This window comes from Bradyrhizobium sp. AZCC 2289 (assembly GCF_036924615.1).
In the GTDB taxonomy this organism is placed as follows: Bacteria; Pseudomonadota; Alphaproteobacteria; order Rhizobiales; family Xanthobacteraceae; genus Bradyrhizobium.
In genome coordinates this window covers 7,161,566-7,176,915 of sequence record NZ_JAZHRY010000001.1, presented here as the reverse complement: position 1 = coordinate 7,176,915, position 15,350 = coordinate 7,161,566, and the positions used below count along the sequence as shown (strand labels likewise).

General features: G+C 60.5%; 13 protein-coding genes and 2 pseudogenes. 6 read left to right on the top strand and 9 right to left on the bottom strand.

The window, feature by feature from the left end; all coding sequences use genetic code 11:
• Window positions 1–14: 14 nt before the first annotated feature.
• The 8 genes and pseudogenes from V1289_RS34045 to V1289_RS34010 all read right to left on the bottom strand — a co-directional run bounded on the left by V1289_RS34045 (window position 15) and on the right by V1289_RS34010 (window position 8,012).
• Window positions 15–1,652, bottom strand: coding sequence for an NAD-dependent malic enzyme (locus V1289_RS34045; RefSeq protein WP_442896213.1), 1,638 nt, complete (start codon window positions 1,650–1,652; stop codon window positions 15–17).
• Complete coding sequence (locus V1289_RS34040; RefSeq protein ID WP_334407788.1) at window positions 1,652–2,671, bottom strand: nicotinate-nucleotide--dimethylbenzimidazole phosphoribosyltransferase; 1,020 nt, start codon at window positions 2,669–2,671, stop codon at window positions 1,652–1,654. The genes V1289_RS34045 and V1289_RS34040 overlap by 1 nt, the downstream gene beginning before the upstream one ends.
• Before the next feature lie 21 nt (window positions 2,672–2,692).
• Window positions 2,693–4,198: a class II fumarate hydratase gene (gene fumC / locus V1289_RS34035; RefSeq protein ID WP_334402637.1), complete on the bottom strand. Its 1,506-nt coding sequence runs from the start codon at window positions 4,196–4,198 to the stop codon at window positions 2,693–2,695.
• Between the two features lie 24 nt (window positions 4,199–4,222).
• Window positions 4,223–5,002, bottom strand: coding sequence for a succinate dehydrogenase iron-sulfur subunit (locus tag V1289_RS34030; RefSeq protein ID WP_334402635.1), 780 nt, complete (start codon window positions 5,000–5,002; stop codon window positions 4,223–4,225).
• Between the two features lie 54 nt (window positions 5,003–5,056).
• Window positions 5,057–6,764: pseudogene (gene sdhA, locus V1289_RS34025) on the bottom strand (succinate dehydrogenase flavoprotein subunit).
• Between the two features lie 97 nt (window positions 6,765–6,861).
• The gene (sdhD, locus tag V1289_RS34020) at window positions 6,862–7,278 is read right to left on the bottom strand and encodes a succinate dehydrogenase, hydrophobic membrane anchor protein (RefSeq protein ID WP_334402633.1); all 417 of its coding nucleotides are present in this window, start codon (window positions 7,276–7,278) and stop codon (window positions 6,862–6,864) included.
• 9 nt (window positions 7,279–7,287) lie between these two features.
• Entirely contained in the window at window positions 7,288–7,668 is a 381-nt protein-coding gene (gene sdhC / locus V1289_RS34015) for a succinate dehydrogenase, cytochrome b556 subunit (RefSeq protein ID WP_334402631.1), read from the bottom strand.
• A gap of 17 nt (window positions 7,669–7,685) precedes the next feature.
• Window positions 7,686–8,012: a succinate dehydrogenase assembly factor 2 gene (locus tag V1289_RS34010; protein WP_334402628.1), complete on the bottom strand. Its 327-nt coding sequence runs from the start codon at window positions 8,010–8,012 to the stop codon at window positions 7,686–7,688.
• An 847-nt stretch (window positions 8,013–8,859) separates the two neighbouring features.
• Here V1289_RS34010 and V1289_RS34005 point away from each other — a divergent pair.
• The 6 genes and pseudogenes from V1289_RS34005 to V1289_RS33980 form a co-directional block, all read left to right on the top strand.
• A complete protein-coding gene (locus tag V1289_RS34005) occupies window positions 8,860–9,429 on the top strand; it encodes an FUSC family protein (RefSeq protein WP_334402625.1) in 570 nt (189 codons plus the stop codon).
• Window positions 9,430–9,625: 196 nt separating this feature from the next.
• On the top strand, window positions 9,626–11,710 hold the full coding sequence (locus V1289_RS34000) for an FUSC family protein (protein WP_334402623.1): 2,085 nt from the start codon (window positions 9,626–9,628) through the stop codon (window positions 11,708–11,710).
• On the top strand, window positions 11,707–11,916 hold the full coding sequence (locus tag V1289_RS33995; RefSeq protein ID WP_334402622.1) for a DUF1656 domain-containing protein: 210 nt from the start codon (window positions 11,707–11,709) through the stop codon (window positions 11,914–11,916). Before V1289_RS34000 ends, V1289_RS33995 begins: the two co-directional genes overlap by 4 nt.
• On the top strand, window positions 11,913–13,061 hold the full coding sequence (locus V1289_RS33990) for an HlyD family secretion protein (RefSeq protein WP_334402621.1): 1,149 nt from the start codon (window positions 11,913–11,915) through the stop codon (window positions 13,059–13,061). The genes V1289_RS33995 and V1289_RS33990 overlap by 4 nt, the downstream gene beginning before the upstream one ends.
• A gap of 64 nt (window positions 13,062–13,125) precedes the next feature.
• A complete protein-coding gene (locus tag V1289_RS33985) occupies window positions 13,126–13,689 on the top strand; it encodes a hypothetical protein (RefSeq protein ID WP_334402619.1) in 564 nt (187 codons plus the stop codon).
• Window positions 13,690–13,812: 123 nt separating this feature from the next.
• Window positions 13,813–13,980, top strand: a pseudogene (locus V1289_RS33980) (5-aminolevulinate synthase); the annotation flags it as partial.
• Here V1289_RS33980 and V1289_RS33975 read toward each other — a convergent pair.
• On the bottom strand, window positions 13,958–14,338 hold the full coding sequence (locus V1289_RS33975; protein WP_334402617.1) for a hypothetical protein: 381 nt from the start codon (window positions 14,336–14,338) through the stop codon (window positions 13,958–13,960). The pseudogene V1289_RS33980 and the gene V1289_RS33975 overlap by 23 nt on opposite strands.
• Between the last annotated feature and the right edge of the window lie 1,012 nt (window positions 14,339–15,350).

Genomic DNA, 15,350 nt, shown 5'->3' with positions numbered 1-15,350 from the left:
GGTTCAAATCGTCCTCACTCAGGGTAGACCGGTCGGTAGACGCGCGATCGGATCAGCGCACCGACATCAGCAGGCCGGGGCACCCGTGCCAGGCCCTCGTTGAAGATGCAGGCGGCAACCCGCTCGGCCACGTGCAGTGAGGTGGCAAAAATCCGTTCGCGCGGCGGATAGATGAGCTCCGCTGCGAGGTTGTCCTCACTGACCTGTTCGGCAATGGCGGCGGTGAGGAACATTTCGTCGGTGACCCGCTCTGCCTCCGTGGCAAAGAGCGCCATGGCCATGGCTGGGAAGATGTAGACGTTGTTGCCCTGGTTCGGGACAAATTTCCGGCCGCCGATCTCGACTAGGGGAAACGGGCTGCCGCTGGCAAAAATGGCGCGACCGCCTGACCAGCGATAGGCTTCCTCGGCCGAGCATTCGGAGCGCGAGGTCGGATTCGAGTACGGAAAGATTATCGGCCTCTGATTAAGCTCGGCCATGGTTTCGACCACCTCACGGGTGAACAGCTTCGGGATTCCGCTTACCCCGATGATCCCGGTCGGCTTCAGGGCCCTAACCGCCTCGACGAACGACGCGATCGGCTGTCGGTCCTGCGCGAACGGACGCTGAAAATCCGCGACATCCTTGCGCGAGGTGACGAGCAGACCATTGACATCGAAGAGGGCGTTGCGGCGCCTGGCTTCGTGTATATCCATGCCGGCTTCGGCCATGGCCTGGCTGATCAGCTCTGCAATTCCGGTTCCCGCCGAGCCGGCGCCGAGAAACAGGAACCGCTGATCGGTGATCTTTTGTTTCGTGATGCGCAACGATGCAAGGACTCCAGCGAGGGCCACTCCCGCAGTGCCCTGGATGTCGTCATTGAAAGTGCAGACCTCGTTGCGGTAGCGCTCGAGGATCGGCACGGCGTTGATGTTCGCAAAGTCTTCCCACTGGATGCAGCATTTCGGGTAGAGCTGCTGCACCGCCGCCACGAACTCATCAATGAATGCTGCATATTCGTCGCCGCGGACGCGGCTTTGCCGTAGTCCCAGGTAGAGCGGATCCTCCACCAGAGCGTGGTTGTTTGTGCCGACGTCGATAACGACCGGCAGGCAGTATTGCGGCGGCACGCCGGCACATGCCGTGCACAGAGCAAGTTTCCCGATCGGAATGCCCATGCCGCCGGCACCAAGGTCCCCCAGCCCGAGAATGCGCTCGCCGTCGGTGACGACGATGAAACGCACATCCTTTTCGGGCCAATTGGACAGAAGCTCCTTGACGCGACCGCGCGCGGTGATCGGGAGATAGATGCCGCGCGGCTGGCGGAAGATATGACCGAATTTCTGGCACGCCTCGCCGACCGTAGGCGTATACACAATCGGCATATGGGTCGCCGGATCCGACCTCAGAACCGCGTAATAGAGCGTCTCGTTGCGTGCCTGCAGATCTGACAATACGAGATACTTGAGCAAATCGCTTTCGAGACGGACGATCTCATCGTGCCGGCGCGCGACCTGCAGCTCGAGCGAAAGCACTGCCGGCGGCAGCAAGCCTTCGAGACCGAAAGCACTGCGCTCTGCCTCCGTGAATGCGGTACCTTTGTTGAGACGCGCGTTGTGCAGACGATCGTAACCGGTAGGCTGCTTCGAAGTCATTTTGGTTGGTGCGTTCATCATGTTTGCTCCATTTGTGCGATTTCGACAGTGTCTGCCGCGAGCATCCCTGAATGGATGAGCGCAGCCGCCTTGACCGTGCCGGCGGCGAGTGCGGCGCCGGTGCCCTCTCCCTCGCCCATCCCGAGATCGAAGAGCGGTGTCAGGCCGATCTTCTCCGCGAGTCGACGATGGCCGGGCTCGGTCGCGGCGACGTAGGCCAGCAGGCAGTGGTCGAGAGCCGCCGGATTGGCACGATGAAGCACAGCCGCGGCCGCTGTCGCTGCAAAGCCCTCGAGGACGACGGCAACCTGTGTCCGCGCCGCGATGATTGTGCCGGCGATCGCCGCGAATTCGCGCCCGCCCAAGCGGCGCAGAACTTCGAGCGGATCATCGAGATGACCGGAGTGCAGGGCGAGCGCATGATCGACAGTCTCTGCCTTCCGGCCGATCATCGCAGCATCGGCCCCTGAACCCGCGCCAACCCAGTCGGCACCGCTGCCCCCGAAGATCGCGGCCGATATCGCCGCGGCTGCAGTCGAACCACCGACACCGATACTCGCGAGTGCGATGAGATCGACGCCGTCGGTGACTGCCTCTATGCCGAATGCCATGGTTGCTGCGCAACCTCGCTCGTCCAGCGCGGCGCCCATGGTAAAATCGGCAGTCGGCAAGTCGAGCGCGAGGTCGTAGAGCTTCAGCCCGAGGCCGTGGGCGGCACAAACCTGGTTGACTCCCCCGCCGCCGGCCGCCGCAAGCTCGACAAAGCGCTGCGTGGCCTCAATGGGGCGCGGTGAGACGTCATGGCGCGCGATCCCGTGATCGCCGGCGAAGACTGCCACGATCGGGCGCAGAACAGCTGGCGGCCGACCCGTCGAAGCGGCGAGCCAAGCGGCAACCATTTCGATGCGGCCAAGCGAATTTTTGGGCTTTTCGATGCGGCCGAAATCATCGCGAACGCGAGCAGCCGCGCGCTCGTCCAGCGGCGGCAACCGCTCTATAACCGCGCGAAAATCGCCGAAGGGCAGTCCGGAATCAATTGACGAAAGAGTTGCCATCGGTCATGTCCGTTGGCGACCGGAAGCACTTCGCTCTGCTTCCGGGAAGGCGGTACCCCCCTTGTTGAGGCGCGCGTCAGCGCCTGCGGCCTGAACGCCATGATCGGCATTATTTGCTACATAGGGTCTGACCATCTTTGCCGGATCGACGACGCGGTCGAAGGTCGCCTCGTCGACGTGGCCGAGTTGTAGGGCCGCCTCTTTCAAGGTCAGATCATGCTCCGCTGCGAAATGAGCGATCGCTGATGCCTTGTCATATCCGATGACGGGAGCCAGCGCCGTGACCAGCATCAGCGAGCGCTGCACATATTCGGAAATCTTCTTTCGATTCGGCCGCGTTCCTTCGACCAGGAATTGGCGGAAATTCGTGCACCCGTCGCTGAGCAGCGTGATCGATTGGGTCAGATTGGCGATCATCAGCGGTTTGTAGACGTTCATTTCGAGATAGCCTCCGGCGCCGCCAAAGCCGACCGCGACATCGTTCGCCATGACCTGCACGGCGATCATCGTCAGTGCTTCAGCCTGCGTTGGATTGACCTTTCCCGGCATGATCGAGGACCCGGGTTCGTTCTCGGGAATCAGCAACTCGGCGAAGCCGGCCCGCGGGCCGCACGAAAGCAGCCGGATATCGTTGCCGATCTTGTAGAGCGAGACCGCCAGGGTGCGCAGCGTCCCGGAGAGTTGGACGAGCGCATCATGGGCACCCTGAACAGCAAATTTGTTGGGCGCACTCACAAAGGGAAGATTAGTAAGCCTGGCGATTTCCACCGCGGCGGCTTCCCCGAAGCCGGGCGCGCTGTTGATCCCGGTCCCGACCGCCGTACCGCCGAGCGCGAGTCGGTAGATACCCGGCAACGTCTGCTCGACCCGCTCCAGGTCGTCCGTCAGCATCGCGGCATAACCCGACCATTCCTGGCCGAGAGTGAGTGGCGTCGCATCCTGCATGTGGGTGCGGCCGATCTTCACGATGTCGTCCCATTCAGCTGCCTTGGCCGCAATCGCATTGCGTAGCGCGGTGACGGCAGGAATCAGCCGCTCCTTGACATTGACGGCGGCGGCAATGTGCATCGCCGATGGAAAGGAGTCGTTCGACGACTGCGACATGTTGACGTGATCGTTTGGATGAACCGGATGCTTGCTGCCGAGCTCCGTGCCCGCCAGCTGACAACACCGGTTCGAGACCACCTCGTTGACGTTCATGTTGAACTGGGTGCCGCTACCCGTCATCCAAACATGCAGCGGAAACATGTCTTGATGGCCGCCAGCAAGAATTTCGTCGCAGACGCGCGTGATCAGCGCGCAAGCCTGATCGGGCAGCCGCCCATCGCTGTGGTTCGCTGCGGCGGCGGCGCGCTTTATGACCGCGTAAGCAACGATCATCTCGCGCGGGATCAGGTCGCGGCCGATGCTGAAATGCTGCAGGGAGCGCTGCGTTTGCGCACCCCAGAGTTTGTCGGCCGGCACGTCAATCCGGCCCACCCCGTCGGCTTCTGTGCGAAAGTTTGACATGGTGCTCTCATCTGCTCCGTGACATCAGCCGCGCTCGGACATCATGTGTTTGGTGTTGCCGATCGCGCGCGCGGGGTTCAGTCCTTTCGGGCACGTCTTCGTGCAGTTCATGATCGTATGGCAGCGATAGAGGCGGAACGGATCCTCGAGGCGGTCAAGCCGCTCGCCGGTGGCCTGATCGCGACTGTCAGCGAGCCAGCGATAGGACTGGAGAAGGATGGACGGACCAAGGTACTTGTCCTGGTTCCACCAGTAGCTCGGGCATGATGTGGAGCAGCAGAAGCAAAGGATGCACTCCCACAGGCCATCCAGCTTCGCGCGATCCTCAGGAGATTGCCGGCGCTCGCGGTCTGGTGGCGGCTGATCCGACTGCAGCCATGGCTCGATCAACGCGTATTGCGCGTACAATCCGGTCAGGTCAGGAATGAGATCCTTCAAGACCGGCAAATGCGGCAGCGGCGTGATTCGGCTCGCACCCGCCTTCAGGCTGTTGATGGGCGTCAGACAGGCCAGCGTGTTGTGTCCGTCGATGTTCATCGCGCAAGAGCCGCATACGCCCTCACGGCAGGAGCGCCGGAACGACAGCGTCGGATCGATCTGGTCATTGATCTTGACGAGCGCATCGAGAACCATTGGTCCGCAATGATCGAGATCGATTTCGAATTCATCGATCGTCGGGTTGGCGTTCTGGTCCGGATCCCAGCGATAGATCCGGAAGCCCTTGACGTGCACACCGTCTTTCGGTGGCGGCCAGTGTTTGCCTTTGCCGACTTTGGAATTCGCTGGAAGCGTGAACTCGGACATTTTCGGACTCTCCTGGTTTGATGGCGCCTCGCTGCTATCGACGTGCCCGAAGCGCTAATGAGTGCGCTCTGCCGGCGGAAAGCTTTCCACTTCATTGGAGAGCGTGTTCAGACGCACCGGGCGATAGTCGAAGGTGACCTTCCAATCCGCGTCCTTCCAGGCAACGGTGTGCTTGAGCCAATTCTTGTCATCAGCGCTGCTGAAAGTCATCTCGCGCATGTGCGCCTCGCGATTCCGTGCGGGCAACGGCGGAATGAGCAATCACGACCGCCTGCTCCGCCAGGTTGGCGAGCTCGAGCGCCGAGACCAGCGCGACGTTCCACTTCAGTGAGGAGTCATCGACCGTAACGCGCTCCAGCGGGTCGCGCAGGTCCGTCAGCTTCTTCATTCCCTCCTGCAGGGTATCGTCGCGACGGAACACGCCAAAGCCCGATTGCATCGCTTCCTGCATCAGTGGGCGAATCTCGCCGGGTTTGTTACCGCCCTTGCTATGGCGGGTCCGGTCAAAACGAGACAACGCGGCCTCCTGCGAGTGACCATTCACCTCACGCGCACGAGTTCCCGGTTTGATCAGCTCGGCCGCGCGCAGCGCTGCCGCCCGTCCGAAGACGATGAGATCGAGCAAGCTGTTGGTGCCGAGCCGATTGGCACCATGCACCGAAACACATGCCGCTTCTCCGATCGCCATCAATCCCGGCACAACTGTCTCGGTGTCGTTCTTCGTCGGATTAACGACTTCGGCCTTGATGTTAGTCGGAATGCCCCCCATGACATAATGCACGGTCGGGATGACGGGGATTGGCTCCTTGTGGGCGTCGACGCCGGCGAAGGTACGCGCTGACTGGACAATGCCGGGCAGACGCGCATTGAGCACATCCGCGGGCAGATGCTCGAGATGAAGGTGAATGTGATCCTTTTTCTCGCCGACCCCGCGCCCCTCCCGGATCTCCACAGCTTCGGCCCTGCTGACGACGTCGCGCGATGACAAATCCTTCTCTCGCGGCGCATATTTTGGCATGAACCGCTCGCCTTCGCTGTTGGTCAGATAGCCACCCTCGCCGCGCGCACCCTCGGTAATCAAAACGCCGGCACCGTAGACGCCGGTGGGATGAAATTGGATGAATTCCATGTCCTGCAGCGGCAGGCCGGCGCGCAGCACCATCGCGCTCCCATCACCGGTGCAGGTGTGCGCCGAGGTGCAGGACTGGTAGACGCGACCGCAGCCGCCCGTCGCTATGACGGTCATGTTGGCGCGGAAGCGATGGATCGATCCGTCTTCGAGGCACCAGGCGAGCAAGCCCCGGCAGACGCCGTCGTCGTCCATCAGCAAATCGAGTGCGAAATACTCGATGAAGAAACGGGCCTTGTGCTTCAGGCACTGCTGGTAGAGCGTGTGCAGGATGGCGTGGCCGGTGCGATCAGCCGCGGCGCAGGCTCGATAGGCCATGTCGCCCTTGGCATATTCCGTAGTGTGCCCGCCGAAGCGCCGCTGATAGATCTTACCGGCGTCGGTTCGGCTGAACGGGACGCCCAAATGCTCAAGCTCGATGACCGCATCCACCGCCTCGCGACACATGTACGCGATCGCGTCCTGGTCGCCGAGCCAGTCGGAACCTCTCACCGTGTCGAACATGTGCCAGCGCCATTCGTCGTTTTCGATATTTCCCAGAGCGGCGCTGATGCCGCCCTGTGCCGCGACGGTGTGGCTTCGCGTAGGAAACACCTTGGTGATGCAGGCCGTGTTCAAGCCGGCCGCGACCATGCCGAGTGTCGCCCGCAGCCCGGCGCCGCCGGCTCCGAGGACGATCACATCGAAGGAGTGGTCAACGATTTCGTAAGGGTTGGGCATTCCGGTCTCCTTAGTGGCCGAGAAAGAGCTTGAGGACAGCGAGGACGCCGGCACCTGCGAGAATGACCGCAACTGCCCGAAAGAGAAGCGCGGCTGCCAGCAGCCGGGCGCGCGTGTGCACATAATCGAGAATGACCGAGCGAACACCGATCAGCGCATGGGTGATCCCGGCAAGAACGACAAGGAGTACGAGCAAGGCTGGTACAGGCTGGGCAAGCCAGTCGGCGGCCGTCTTTCGGTCTGAGGTCGCGAGTGACAGGATCGACACTGCGAAATAGACGCTCAGCGGGATGAGCGCGATCGCCGTCAAGCGCTGCAATCGCCATTCGCGCAGTCCATCGCGCGCGCTGCCGAACTGGCGGACACGGCGGGGCACCACCTCGTCGCGCAGTGCCGTCTTATCCGATAGAGAAGAAGCCTTTGTCATCGGAGTCTCCTAAACGAGAAACACATAGAGCCAGGTCATGACGGTCAGCAGCACGGTCGCCGCGAGAACAGCATAACCGCTCCGAGAGGCGCTCCTGATTTCAAAGCCGTAGCCGGCGTCCCACGCCAAGTGACGGACGCCATTGCACAAGTGGTAGAAGAAGGCGATGGACCAGCCGAACAACAGCACAATGCCGATCGGTGAAGCGAGAAACGCGTGGGTCGCTGCAAACATCTCACCACCCGCTGCCACGGTGATGAGCCACCAGACAAGCAGCATTGACCCCAGTGCCAACGCGATCCCCGTGAGCCGGTGAAGGATCGACAGCGCCGAGGTGATTTGGAAGCGATACCAGATCGGAAACATGAAGGGCGATAGCGGACGTTCCATGATAGGCTCCTGGGCTTTCAGATCGGGACCTGTTCGTTCTGCTGATGTGTGTGACGTTGCGTGGCGCAGAAACCGCGCAGCAGGCGCATTACGTCATGATCATGTTCTGGCGGCGGTGCGCTGCCTTCGACGATCCAGTCGAACAGATCGGGGTCGGCGCAATCAAGCAACGCCTCGAACCGGTCTAGCTGAGCGCTGTCGAGCCTATCGAGTGATTTCTCGGCAAACGAGCCGAGGATGAAGTCACTCTCCTGGGTCCCGCGATGCCAGCTCCGGAACAGAAGCCGCCGGCAGCGGACATCTCGTTGTTCGCGTTGTGGTGAACAGGAAATGATATCGTCCATTCTGTCTTGCTTCTGTATGAGGATCAGAACCGGTACGCTATGATGATGCGAGGCCGATCCGCGTTTCGCCAACCGTCTCGGGCATCCATCACGCTGCTCCTGGATCATTTTCGACGAACACTTCATCATTTTCGTAGCGCTGTGCCTGTCGCTGCGTGCAGCACACAATGCATCTTCTACGAGAATGGTTCTTGGACGCGGCTGCTCGATCTGGACCATCGTGCTAAAACTGGCGGTGGCTCACCGATGATCAATCCACGGGCGCACCCAGATCCGCTTTGAAGCCGATCTACCGCTCGAATGGCGTGGGAATTGACATGATCCAGGAAGATTAGAGCAAAGATGGACTTGACGTTCATCTCGCTACTCCACGATTCTTTCAAAATGAGAGCTGTCGTGTTCAGTTCGAACGGTGGCAGTGCGTGCATTCAATGTCGGCCGCGATTGAACGCGGCTGCTCGATTTGCCCAATCATGCTCAAAACTGTCAGATGACGGGCTCAGATCCAACGACACGCGTCGCGATTGCACGATTCGGAATAATTTTGGCACGTTTCAACAAGCGCTCTGCGCTAACTTTTTCTAAGGCAGATCATTGCTCGAAATATCGGCAACGCGCCGCGCTTCTGACGGAGTTGTGTCTCATCCCAATCTCGTGAAATTCAAGGGGTACGTTGCGAAATCTGGATCCGTTCATGCGCCAGTTACGGTTCAGGACAAATTCGCTTCCGGCTCGCGCGGAAGATGGAGCGGCCGCGCCGGGAGTGAGCGATGCTTTGGCTATTGGACCGCGCAACATAATTAGCATCACGCTTGGCAAGCAGACACGACGAATGCACGCGAGACCGATGGGAAAGAATAGCATTCGAGCGATCGCCTTCATCCTGCGCTGCTCGGGAGCGGCAACAGTCGGCTACGATCTGGCATCTGCGCTGGGATTACATGAAGCGCTTTGGGCCGCGATGTCGGCAGTGATCGTCTCACAGGAGCACTTGCACGAAACGCGTTCGTCCCTGCTTGGCCGCATTCTCGGTACCTTACTGGGGATCGGTGTCACAGTCGGAGTGAGCGAGGTTGCCTCCCGCCTTGCAGCCTCCACCACCTTACAGATGGTGGTCTCGGTGGGGATCTGCGCACTCATGGTGCGCGAGTTTCCAAAGCTTCGTGTCGCGATGTGGACCTGTCCAATCATCCTGCTGACCGCGCAGCCCTCGGCGCCTATCGTCCTGGTTGCACTGCGTCGCGGCAGCGAGGTTCTGCTCGGCGCCATGGTGGGGTGGGTATTTCATTGGGGCGCCGAGGTTGTAGTGGATGCGTTGGAAAGTCGTGTACTTAATCTACGCCAGCATCATGCGTCGCAGCACATGCATGGTCGATATCGAGGGCGGCACTGCAATCAGCACCACAAGGCTGAATAGCCATGACCGGGGTTGTTCAATCCTCGAAACACGAGCTTGAGCCACTGACGCGAGAGACAGCTTGGACACGATCGCTTTGGCGGCGACGCTCCTATTCGCTCACGATTGTTGTCGCCGAACGATATCGCACAGCTAGGCGGTGGGCACGCGCGAGTTAAATCCTCCGTAAAGCGTCGCAATTGGATGAGAACTGGTAATGGCAGACGCATTCGACCAGACCGGACCGAGAGCTGATGCAAGTGCCATTGGCCGATGGAACTCGGCCCTCGCGAAGGCGGCGAAGGCTGCTCCGCCACTGCTGTACGCACTGCGCCTCTGGGCGGCGGTGTGCCTCGCTCTCTTCGTTGCGTTCTGGCTCGAGCTCGACAATCCCTTTTGGGCTGGTACCTCCGCGGCGATTGTGTGCCAACCCCAGCTCGGAGCTTCGCTGCGCAAGGGCTGGTTCCGGATGATCGGCACCGTGGTCGGCGCCACAATGATCGTGGTGCTGGCCGCGTGCTTTCCGCAGGATCGCATTGCCTTTCTGGTGCTTCTTGCCTTCTGGTGCGGTCTCTGCGCTTTCGCCGCCACGGTACTCCGCAATTTTGCATCCTACTCGGCCGCGCTCGCCGGCTATACCGCAGCGATCATTGCCGCCGATAATCTCGGCGCGACCGGAGGCGCTAGTTCGGATGTCTTCCTGCTGGCGGTCACGCGCGCGAGCGAGATCTGCATCGGGATCGCGTGCGCCGGCATCGTCCTCGCCGGTACTGATCTCGGCGGCGCCCAGCGCCGGCTCGCAGAATCATTTGCAAATCTTGCGGCCGAGATCATGGGACGATTTGGCCGCATGCTCGCCCTTGCAGAGACGCAACTGCCGGACACGAAAGCCGAGCGCCGCGAGCTCGTCCGGCGCGTTATCGCGCTCGACCCCGTCGTTGATCAGGCGCTCGGGGAATCCAGCCACGTGCGCTACCACTCGCCGAAGCTGCAAACAGCCATCTACGGTTTGTTCAGGGCGCTGGACGGCTGGCGCGGAGTGGCGACGCATCTCAGTCGTTTGCCCGAGGCCGCAAGGCGGCAGGGGGCCGACATCATGCTGCGAAGCCTCCCGTCCGAGCTTCGACCGGTATCGACGGCGGCCTCGCCGGTGCTCTGGATCGCTGATCCTTTGGCCCTACGCCGCGTTTGCGAGGAGGCGGTGCGGACATTGATTGCCCTGCCCGCCGACACGCCATCGTTGCGGTTGCTCGCTGACGAAGCGGCCAAGGTGCTGGCCGGCATGTTGCATGTGCTCGATGGGTTGACGCTGCTTGTGGATGCTCCCGGCCAACCTTCCCCTCGCGCTCCTCGCGTCCGATTAACCGAACCCGATTGGTTGCCTGCTCTACTCAATGCGGCACGCGCATTTCTCGCTATCGGTGCTGTCGAGCTTTTCTGGGTCGTGACCGCGTGGCCAAACGGCGCCTCGGCGATCGTATTCGTAGCGGTCCTGGTTGTGTTGCTTTCGCCGAAAGGCGATCTTGCCTACGGCGGATCTCTCGCATTCGCGCTGGGCACCGCGGGCGCCGTGGTCTGTGCGGCAGCCATCAAATTCGCAATGCTGCCAGCGCTGCAAACGTTCCCGGCCTTTTGCGCCGCCTTGGGTCTCCTCTTCTTGCCGGCCGGCTTTGCAATGGCCGTGATCCGGCAACCAATAGTGACCGCCGTCCTAACCGCCATGACGTTCAACGTCATCCCTCTCCTCGCGCCCACCAACGAGATGAACTACGACACCACACAATATTACAATTCCGCGCTTGCGATCGTCATAGGCTGCGCCGTGGCACCGCTGGCATTCTTGCTGTTTCCTCCGTTGTCGCCGGCCCTTCGAGTGCGTCGCCTTCTCGCCCTGACCTCCCGTGACCTGCGTCGGCTAGCGATCGCTCCCGTGCTTCCGACACCGGACTATTGGGAGAGCCGCCTTTACAGCCGGCTCACGGCGTTGCCAGATCAGGCAACGCCGTTGCAGCGCGCACAGCTTCTCGCAGTACTTTCCGTCGGCACCGAGATCATCGGCCTTCGCCAAATGGCTACCCACCTTGGGACGACCGCGGAGCTCGACGCCGCACTCAATGACATCGCGCTCGGACACAGCACTGAAGCGATCGCGAAGCTGCGTCAATTCGACGACCGACTCGCCTCTACGCGTGAAGCCGGCGCTGAGGCAACCATGGCCCTTCGAGCGCGCGGCCGTATCCTGGTTATCTCCGAGGCGCTTGCCGAGCATGGCGCTTACTTCGACGCAGGAACGCCCGCATGAGGTTTACCGATATCAACCTTTTCGGTGTCTACGTTGCGCCGATCTCAATCATGATGATCGAAGCCTGGCTCATTACCTTCGTGCTGCGTCGGGTCGCTGGCCGCTGGGGCCTGCTGCGGTACGTCTGGCATCCGGCTCTATTCATATTTGCCGTGTACATCATCGTTCTTTCGTCCTTCATTCTGACCAGAGTGAGCTCGTCATGACTGTTACTGAAGCTACATCGAGGCGCGACAAGGCGGTGGATGATATCGACAGAAACGCCCCCTCACGCCCGCCGGAATCCCCCACCGCTACCAAGCGCGGTATGGAGATACGTCCATTATTGATCACGCTGGCAGCGGTTGCACTTGCCGGACTGCTCGGTTGGAAGATGTGGGACGTCTACATGGGAGCACCGTGGACGCGCGACGCCACCGTGCGCGCCTATGTCGTCACGATGGCGCCGGAGGTCGCAGGGCGCATCGTCGAGCTACGTGTGGTCGACAACAAATACGTTCGCAAAGGCGATCTACTGCTGGTCATTGATCCGACCAACTACAGGATCGCGGTCAGCCAATCCGAGGCGGCGGTGCAGCAGGCGCAGGCGAACGTGCAGAACATCGACGCGCAAATGACTGTCCAGCAGGCACAGATCAATGCCAGCGAGGCCCAACTACAGCGAGGGCACGCCGCGCTCGTATTTGCACAGCAGCAGGCCGACCGTTACCAAACCCTGGCGAAGGACGGCTGGGGTACCGTTCAAAATGCCCAGCAGTTTACGTCCCAGCTGCATCAGCAGGAAGCGGCAGTGCAGTCTGCGCAAGAAAACCACAATCAGGCGCTGCGGCAAGTCGAGTCGCTGAAAGCGCAGCGCTTGAACGCCGAGGCAGGTCTCGCGCAAGCCAAAGCCCAGCTAAACCAGGCGCAGGTGAACCTCGAACGCACGCGCATTCTCGCTCCGGTCGACGGTTACGTGACGAACTTGTTGGCGCAGCTTGGCGACTACGTCAATGTAGGCGTAAACACCATTTCTATTGTCGACGCCGATTCATTCTGGGTCGACGGATATTTCGAGGAGACGAACCTTGCTCCTATCCAGGTAGGAGATCCGGCTCAAATCAAGCTGATGGGCCGCGATCAGATAGTGCGCGGTCACGTCGACAGCATCGCCCGCGCCATCAACGTTGCGAACGCGCAGCCCAACAATCAAGGGGTTGCTACCGTCAATCCCATTTTCACCTGGGTACGCCTGGCACAACGCGTTCCAGTTCGCATCCATATCGATGAAGTGCCCCCGGGCGTCGTGCTCACGGCCGGCATGACTGCCACGATTGAGATCGACGATCGAGGTCGTGCGCCGGCCAAATGAAACGCGAGCCCCTGGGTCAATGGCTGGCCGACCACACCAACGAACTAGTCGCAAGGAGGCTGACATGTCACTTCATATACCGATCGCAATCTTGGCGGCGCTTTCACTCACTTCCGGCGATCGCGTTGTGGGCCTATGCGACGGACCTCTGATGAGTATCAACCAGGCCCGTTCGGCACACTCTTCACTGAACGAGGCTCGCAGCCTTATTCAATTGGATCTTGGCGAGGTTATTGCGAAGGAGACAGTTACAAAAGTCGAAAAGCTGAACGCGAATATCGTGGATGATTTGAAGATCGTTGGGGAACGAGTTGTGATTGAAGACGTAACCGTCGCTCTCCAACATGCCGAAAGTCGTGTTCGCGATTGGTCAGAAACGGTCGTTTTAACCCTCAGTCCACCCGATCATGGGCTTATGATGCTTCCGATGTCATTTTCGGTAGAAACGAACAACAGGATAGCCGCTGCCGCGTTCGACGGCCTTGTGGAAGTTGTTGTTGGTTATGGCTTTGGTTACCGCATCGAAGCGGAGAATTCGATTGCTGCTACGCGCGCCAAAATGTTCGGTCTCGCGATCTGTTCAGCGCTGGTCGGGCTGATCCTTGCATTTTTTTTGGATATTCTATGAGCGAGCCGTCTGCAGATCGCGGGGCGGATGGCGGAAGGAACTTTCACAGATCAGATAGCGACGAACTAGGCCGGCTGGTGAACTCTCTAGCTATTCCATTTCTTTTCCGCCGCGCTTGCCCGCCTGCACCAGGAACGGCGCTACCGCGTGTTTGCCGATCTCGAGCGGATCGCCGGGCGCTTCCCGCATGCAATATGGCATTCCCCGGACGGCCCCCGCCCCATCGTGATCTGGTGCTCGGACGACTACCTCGGCATGGGCCAGCATCCTAAGGTGATAGGGGTGTGTGTACCGAAAACCTAAACGCGGACGTAATGGTGATGAAGTCCGCCAAGGGTGGGATGCGATTTGATGTCAGCCGTTCGGCAAAGCCATTCTGCCAGGGTGAGGCCGGTGCAATCGGTTGGTCCCGAATGCCCATGGCTCGCAATCGGCGTGTGACAACGGCGCCATAGATCCGATCGCGATCACGGACCATGTAACCCGGAGCACCGTCCCAAGGAAAAGCCTCGGTGATCTGGCGTGCGATCCACTCCGCCGTCGGGTTGGTTGTGACGTTGATCCAGACGAGATCTCTGCGATCAATCCGTACCATCACGAAGCCGTACAGCAGTTTGAAGCCAATGGTCGGGACCACGAACAAGTCCATGGCGGCAATGTCCAGCGCGCGGTTTCGCAGAAACGTCTTCCCCCCTGACTGGGCGGTCCACGTCGCTTCACCATGTACGTGGCGACGGTTGATTGAGCGACGCTAAACCCAAGCTTGAGCAGTTCGCCGTGGATGCGTAGCGCCCCCCAAAGCTGGTTCTCCGTGCTGATCTGCCGAATCAGCGCGCGCAACTCTATCTCGATTTGCGGGCGCCCTCCCCGCGAGTTCGATTTCCAACGCCAATAGCGACGAAAGCCGGCCCGATGCCACCGCACCAGCGTTTCAGGCTGGACAATCGTAACCACCTTCAGGATCGATGGAAACCATCGATACATCTGGACGAGGAACCAGCGGTCGTTGTTGGTAGGCTGAGCTCGACCCCTCACCCTGCGCGCCGCAAGACGATCAGCTGATGTCGGAGCACCGCATTCTCCGCCTCAAGCCGGCTCTTCGACTTCAATGGCGAGGCCAGCACCGCCAGAACAAACCAAATCAGCGCGATCATCGCGCCAACTTAGCCGATTCTGTTACCTGATAAATCCGGATAGGGTTTTCGGTACACACAGGACCATGGCAAATCCACCTGCCATCGCCGTCATCGCTGGACACGCCATTGAAGGAGCCGTGCGTTCTTTTTAAATTTGTCGACTAAGGGAAGTGGCCGACTTCCATGGCGGAAGAGGTTGGCTGCATGGACGCGGGCAAGGAATGTCCCGAGCCAAGCATCCGCGATAGGTCGTCTGCGCCGGCTATCGGCGATGCAACTGAATTCACAACGGCATCGCAGAGGGCGCGAACAAGACACCTGTCCGTTATCTGCTGGCTGATCATTGTGCAACCGGCTTCAGCGACAGTAGGCGCAGCGCAGGACCGTCGTGCCGGCGCCTGCTGCTCATGCCCGTCATTTTGGTCGCTGCGGCGCGGGGTTCGGCTCCGTCCTCCGTGAGGGTGGTTGAGCTATACCAAGGTTCAGTTCGCCGTTTCCAAGGGTGTGGGAAAGCCTACGACCTTC